Raw genomic sequence first — 6,539 nt, forward strand, 5'->3', positions numbered from 1 at the left:
CGCCCACCCTGCGCCGCAGTTCACGGTCGGCGGTGACCACGAGGCAGGGGCGGTCGTGCGCCTCCTCGGTGACGAGTTCCACGATGCGGTCGTCACCGCTGCGGGGCGCCGCCTCGACCCGTACGCCGGGCACCGGCTCCACACCTCGGGCGGCGCCCTCGACGACCATCACGAGCTCGACGGGCCCGTCCCTGCCGGGCACCCCGTCGCGGGCCAGACGGTCGCGCAGCCGCTCCGCCGCGCCGCGCCGGTCGCGCCACCAGCCGTCGGGGACGGAGCCGATGACGTTGGCGGCGTCGACGATCACGAGCAGGGGCGCGTCCATGGGGGACAGGGTCGCATGCCGGGCGGCCGCGCGGGGTTGGCGAAACGTTGATCCTATGATGGGGGCCGCTCGGCCTCCGCTTGTCGTGCGAGAAGGCGGCCGGGGAGCCGCGCCGAGCGTCGTCGGAAGGGGCGGGTCACGTCATGCGGACCAGATCCGGGCGCGGTGCCGCCCAGGGGACGGCGGCCGACATCGCGGCGAACGGCGCGAGCGGGCGGCACAGGGCCGAGACCACGCTCACCGGTTCCTGGCTCGTCCTCGGCAAGGACGGCAGGCTCACCGCGTACGCCCGCGCGCGTGCGGGGCTGCTGCGCTGGACGCAGACGCGGCCCGGCGGCGGCGAGTGGACCGCTCCGGACCTCTTCCCCGTGTCGGGGCTGACCGACCTCCATGTCGTGCAGGGCGCGGACACCTATGTGCACTTCCTCGGCCGCCGTGAGGTCCCCAAGAGCGACGGCCCGCCCGCCGTGGACGTCGTGCACGCCATCCAGTACCAGACCGGACGACCGGTCACCGAGTGGCGTTCGCTGGGCAATCCGCACAAGGACGCGGCGAAGGCGGCGCGCTTCGGCATGCCCACCGGCGCGGTGAGCGCCGGCGGCAACGTCCATGTCCTCGCCCGCAACGCGGGGGGCGGCGTCATGCTGCGCCGGGAGCTCGCGGGCGGCAAGTGGAGCGCCTGGACCGACCTCAAGGGCCGCCTGGTGCGGGACCCGGTGGCCGTGGTCGCGTACGCCTCCGGGCACGTCGAGGCACTGGCCGGCGGTCAGGACCTCGTCATGCGCTGGACGCAGGAGAAACCCGACGGGAACTTCGGCCAGGAACCGACCACCGCGCTGTCGATCGCTCCCGGCAGCGTGGTCGGTCTGGAGACCGGGCCCGACCGGGCCACGTACTACTGGACCGACCCGGAGACCGGAGGTGTCGTCGCGCACCGGCCGGGCGGTCCCGTGATCCCGCTGGGCGGGTCTCCGGCCGAGGGCCCGGTCGCCGTGCTGCGTGCGCCGCTCGACGGGTACGACTGCACGGTGCTGGCCCGTCGCGACGTCGAGGGGCGGGTGGTGCTGGCGGCCTGCGGGACGGAGAACGAGGAGGCCGGGCTGTGGTGGTCGCCGACCCGCGAGCGCGGTGTGGGGGCGCCGGCGTTGGCTCGGGACGCCCACGGGCGGGTGGTGCTCGGGGTGATCGACGCCGGGGGAGCGCTGCGCATAGCCCGGCAGAACGACGAGGCGGGCCTGGCGTTGGCGCCCTCGGTCGCCGTCTGACGGGGCGTCCACGCGCCCGCATGTCTGTCGGCGACGCGCTCAAGTTCCGGCCCGCCGACGGAGTTTGAGCACAGAACACCGTTGTGCGGATCTTGTGGAGCGTGATCGCATGGCCAACTCGACCAGAAGGAAGGTGAGTACGGACATGGCAATGGGACGCAGAGTGTTCCTCGGAGGCTTCACCGCCGGTGCGGTGACCGTCGCGGCGGGTGGCGCGGAGACGGCCGCCGCCGCGGGCGAGTTCACGTCGTACACCGCGCCGGCCCAGTTCCTGGGGACGTCGACGACCGAGCACACGGTCACCATCAATCACAAGGCCACGTCCGGGGAGAAGTCCGTGGCGCTGAACGTCACCTCGGACAACCCGGAGACCTCGGCCATGTACCTCACGGGTGTGGAGACCGCGCACGGCACACTGAAGATCTCCCACATGGGTTACGCCGACGGCTCGGACCCCGGTTCCTCCGGGCTCTCGATCGACCTGAGGACGGCGGGGACCGCCGCCCAGGGCATCTTCGTGACCGCGACCGACGGCCCGACCACCGGCGCCCTCATGATCCTGCGGAACACCCCGGGCCGGGACGACTTCGTCGTCAAGGGCAACGGGCTGACCGGCATAGGCGTGAAACGGGGGGACAAGCCACTGGCCCAGCTCCACGTGGTCCAGGGAGCCGACGCGGCTTCGGCCGTCCTCGCCGAGGGCGCGGTACGCCTCGCGAACGTCGCCACCGAACCGACGGGCGCGCCCGCCGCGGCGGGCGGGGGCTCCCTGTACGCCCAGGGCGGCAAGCTGTTCTGGAAGGCCGTCGGCGGCAAGCCGACGCAGCTGGCGTAGGGGCGTGACCGTGCAACTGACCCCCGACCAGCTCATCTCCGAGTTCCACGACGCCGTCATGGAGCTGTACTTCGCCCGTAAGCGCATCGCGCTGCTGGAGGCGGAGAACGCCGAACTGAAGGCGCGGCTCGCGGCAGCCGAAGGGGACGCGGCGGACACATGAGAAGAGGGCCTCCGCCCGCAGGCGGAGGCCCTCCCCCCTGTCAGAGGGTCACGCGGGGACCGAGGCCACCCCGGCCTCCAGGAACTTCTTGCCGTTGACCCGCTCGCTGACGCCCTCACGGTCCAGGTACGGCGTGATGCCACCCAGGTGGAAGGGCCAGCCGGCGCCGGTGATCAGGCAGAGGTCGATGTCCTGCGCCTCGGCGACGACACCCTCGTCGAGCATGAGCCCGATCTCCTGGGCGACGGCGTCGAGCACACGGGCCCGCACCTGCTCCTCGGACAGGACGGAGTCGCCCTGCTTGAGGAGCGCGGCGACCTCGGGGTCCAGCTCCGGCTTCCCGGAGTCGTAGACGTAGAAGCCGCGCTTGCCGGCCTTGACGACGGCCGCGAGGTTCGGGGAGACCGTGAAGCGGTCCGGGAAGGCCCGGTTGAGGGTCTCCGAGACGTGCAGACCGATGGCCGGGCCGACCAGCTCCAGCAGCACCAGCGGCGACATCGGCAGGCCCAGGGGCTCCACCGCCTTCTCCGCGACCTCGACCGGCGTGCCCTCGTCGATGACGTTCTGGATCTCGCCCATGAAGCGGGTGAGGATGCGGTTCACGACGAACGCCGGGGCGTCCTTCACGAGGACCGCGGTCTTCTTCAGCTTCTTGGCGACGGCGAAGGCCGTGGCCAGCGAGGCGTCGTCGGTGGCCTCGCCCCGGACGATCTCCAGGAGCGGCAGGATCGCGACCGGGTTGAAGAAGTGGAAGCCGACGACCCGCTCGGGGTTCTTCAGCTTCGACGCCATCTCCGTCACCGACAGCGAGGAGGTGTTGGTGGCGAGGATCGCGTGCGCCGGGGCGACCGCCTCGACCTCCGCGAACACCTGCTGCTTGACGCCGATCTCCTCGAACACGGCCTCGATGATGAAGTCGGCGTCCGCGAAGCCCTCGGCCTTGTCCAGGACACCGGTGACCAGCGCCTTGAGGCGGTTGGCCTTGTCCTGGTTGATACGGCCCTTGAGCAGCAGCTTGTCGATCTCGGCGTGGACGTAGCCCACACCCTTGTCGACGCGCTCCTGGTCGATGTCGGTCAGCACGACCGGCACTTCCAGGCGGCGGAGGAAGAGCAGCGCGAGCTGGGAGGCCATCAGACCGGCGCCGACGACGCCGACCTTGGTGACCGGACGCGCGAGCGACTTGTCCGGGGCGCCGGCGGGGCGCTTGCCGCGCTTCTGCACCAGGTTGAAGGCGTAGATGCCGGCGCGCAGCTCACCACCCATGATCAGGTCGGCGAGGGCGACGTCCTCGGCGTCGAAGCCCTGCTGGAGGTCGCCGTTCTTGGCGGCGGCGATGATGTCCAGCGCGCGGTAGGCGGCCGGGGCCGCGCCGTGCACCTTGGAGTCGGCGATGAACCGGCCGCGTGCGACGGCCTGGTCCCAGGCCTCGCCGCGGTCGATGACCGGGCGGTCGATGACGATCTCGCCCTTGAGGACGGACGCCGTCCACAGCAGGGACTGCTCCAGGAAGTCCGCGCCCTCGAAGAGCGCGTCGGCGATCCCGAGCTCGTAGACCTGCTTGCCCTTGAGCTGCTTGTTCTGGTTGAGGCTGTTCTCGATGATCACCGAGACGGCCTTGTCGGCGCCGATCAGGTTCGGCAGGATCGTGCAGCCGCCCCAGCCGGGGACCAGACCGAGGAAGACCTCGGGGAGCGAGAAGGCGGGCAGGGCCGCGGACACCGTCCGGTAGGAACAGTGCAGACCGACCTCGACGCCTCCGCCCATGGCGGCACCGTTGTAGTACGCGAAGGTCGGCACCGCGATGCCGGCGAGGCGCTTGAAGACCTCGTGGCCGCCCTTGCCGATGGCGAGCGCGTGCTCGTGCTCCTTCAGCAGCTCGACGCCCTTGAGGTCGGCGCCGACCGCGAAGATGAACGGCTTGCCGGTGACACCGACACCGACGATCTCGCCGGCCGCGGCCTCCTTCTCGACCTGGTCGATGGCGGTGTTCAGGTTCGCCAGCGACGCCGGGCCGAAGGTGGTCGGCTTGGTGTGGTCGAAGCCGTTGTCGAGCGTGATGAGCGCGAAGCGCCCGGCGTTGAACGGCAGGTCGAGGTGGCGTACGTGCGCGGACGTCACGACCTCGTCGGGGAACAGCTCGGCCGCGCCCTTGAGAAGCTCAGCGGTGGTGCTCACTTGTCGCCTCCGGCGTCCTTGTGGTGCGGGTTCTCCCAGATGACGGTGGCGCCCATGCCGAAGCCGACGCACATGGTGGTGAGGCCGTAGCGGACCTCCGGCTGCTCCTCGAACTGGCGGGCGAGCTGCGTCATCAGACGCACACCAGAGGAGGCCAGCGGGTGACCGAAGGCGATGGCGCCGCCGTACTGGTTGACGCGCGCGTCGTCGTCGGCGATGCCGTAGTGCTCCAGGAAGGCGAGCACCTGGACGGCGAAGGCCTCGTTGATCTCGAACAGGCCGATGTCGTCGATGGACAGGCCCGCCTGGGCGAGCGCCTTCTCCGTCGCCGGGATCGGGCCGTAGCCCATGACCTCCGGCTCGACACCCGCGAAGGAGTACGAGACGAGGCGCATCTTCACCGGGAGGTCGTTCGCGCGGGCGAAGTCCTCGGACGCGATGAGCGAGGCGGTGGCGCCGTCGTTCAGCCCGGCCGCGTTACCGGCGGTGACCCGCCCGTGCACGCGGAAGGGGGTCTTGAGGCCCGACAGGTTCTCCAGGGTCGTCCCCGGCCGCATCGGCTCGTCGGCGGTGACCAGGCCCCAGCCCGTCTCACCGGCCTCCGCGTTCGTCCGCCGCACCGAGATCGGTACCAGGTCGGCCTGGATCTTGCCGTTGGCGTACGCCTTGGCGGCCTTCTCCTGGGAGCGCACGGCGTACTCGTCGGCGCGCTGCTTGGTGATCGTCGGGTACCGGTCGTGAAGGTTCTCGGCGGTCATGCCCATGAACAGGGCGGACTCGTCGACCAGCTTCTCGCTGACGAACCGCGGGTTCGGGTCGACGCCCTCGCCCATCGGGTGGCGGCCCATGTGCTCGACACCACCGGCGATGGCGACGTCGTACGCGCCGAAGGCGACGGAACCGGCGACCGAGGTGACGGCGGTCAGGGCGCCGGCGCACATACGGTCGATCGAGTAGCCGGGCACCGACTGCGGCAGCCCGGCGAGAATGCCCGCCGTACGGCCGATGGTGAGGCCCTGGTCACCGATCTGCGTGGTCGCGGCGATGGCGACCTCGTCGATCTTCGCGGGCTCCAGACCGGGGTTGCGGCGCAGCAGCTCCCGGATCGCCTTCACGACGAGGTCGTCGGCGCGGGTCTCGTGGTAGATGCCCTTCGGGCCCGCCTTGCCGAACGGGGTGCGGACGCCGTCGACGAAGACGACTTCCTTGACGGTACGAGGCACGATGGCTCTCCTCCAGAGGTGCGGGACGGCACTGCTGCGACGCGCAACCGCTGAGCGCGCGCTCAGGCCCATGCTACTTGCGAGTAACAGCGCTGCCCACCCCTGAGGGAGGGAGCGGCGAAGGTCACATCGGGTCAGCATGTTACCGCCGGTTACTCGCAGCCGCCGCAGGGGCGCGGGGAACTGCGCGACCAGCCACGACGTCCCCGCAGTCCCGTACGGCGATCAAGGAGCAGTCGCAGTGGACCCTCTCGGAACCAGCACAGGCGTGGCCACCGGATGCGACACCCCGACCTCTCCGTCCCCTGCGATCACCCCGAACAACGTCCGCCCCACCTCCGCCCCGAACCCGTACACGTCATGACTCATCGCGGACAACGTCGGCCGCGTCAGCCGGCACAACTGCGAGTCGTCCCACGCCAGCAACGACACCTCCTCCGGCACCCGCACCCCCATCTCCGCCGCCACCGACAACCCCGCCACCGCCATGATGTCGTTGTCGTAGACGATCGCCTTAGGACGATCACCACGCGCCCCGGTCAGCAGCGAC

Annotated in this window: 7 protein-coding genes; 3 read left to right on the forward strand and 4 right to left on the reverse strand. The window is 70.9% G+C overall.

Annotated elements, in window-relative coordinates; translation table 11 throughout:
- On the reverse strand, positions 1–325 hold a 325-nt coding region (locus tag P1P70_RS37810), incomplete at its 3' end, for an NTP pyrophosphohydrolase (RefSeq protein ID WP_319245836.1).
- A gap of 143 nt (positions 326–468) precedes the next feature.
- Between P1P70_RS37810 and P1P70_RS37815 the strand changes: the two genes are divergently transcribed.
- The 3 genes from P1P70_RS37815 (at position 469) to P1P70_RS37825 (ending at position 2,588) form a co-directional block, all read left to right on the forward strand.
- Positions 469–1,590, forward strand: coding sequence for a hypothetical protein (locus P1P70_RS37815; RefSeq protein WP_319245838.1), 1,122 nt, complete (start codon positions 469–471; stop codon positions 1,588–1,590).
- Positions 1,591–1,741: 151 nt separating this feature from the next.
- Positions 1,742–2,425, forward strand: a complete 684-nt coding sequence (locus P1P70_RS37820) for a hyaluronoglucosaminidase (RefSeq protein ID WP_319245840.1) — start codon at positions 1,742–1,744, stop codon at positions 2,423–2,425.
- Positions 2,426–2,429: 4 nt separating this feature from the next.
- A complete protein-coding gene (locus P1P70_RS37825) occupies positions 2,430–2,588 on the forward strand; it encodes a hypothetical protein (protein WP_319245841.1) in 159 nt (52 codons plus the stop codon).
- Between the two features lie 48 nt (positions 2,589–2,636).
- On the opposite strand, the gene P1P70_RS37830 is transcribed toward P1P70_RS37825, so the two are convergent.
- From P1P70_RS37830 to P1P70_RS37840, 3 genes are all read right to left on the reverse strand, one after another.
- A complete protein-coding gene (locus P1P70_RS37830; RefSeq protein ID WP_319245843.1) occupies positions 2,637–4,766 on the reverse strand; it encodes a 3-hydroxyacyl-CoA dehydrogenase NAD-binding domain-containing protein in 2,130 nt (709 codons plus the stop codon).
- A complete protein-coding gene (locus P1P70_RS37835) occupies positions 4,763–5,989 on the reverse strand; it encodes an acetyl-CoA C-acyltransferase (protein ID WP_319245845.1) in 1,227 nt (408 codons plus the stop codon). Before P1P70_RS37835 ends, P1P70_RS37830 begins: the two co-directional genes overlap by 4 nt.
- 225 nt (positions 5,990–6,214) lie before the next feature.
- Positions 6,215–6,539 (reverse strand): substrate-binding domain-containing protein (locus tag P1P70_RS37840; protein ID WP_319245846.1); only part of this gene is annotated, 325 nt, incomplete at its 5' end.

Origin of the sequence: Streptomyces sp. MB09-02B, from assembly GCF_033794485.1 — a bacterium.
Lineage (GTDB): Bacteria > Actinomycetota > Actinomycetes > Streptomycetales > Streptomycetaceae > Streptomyces.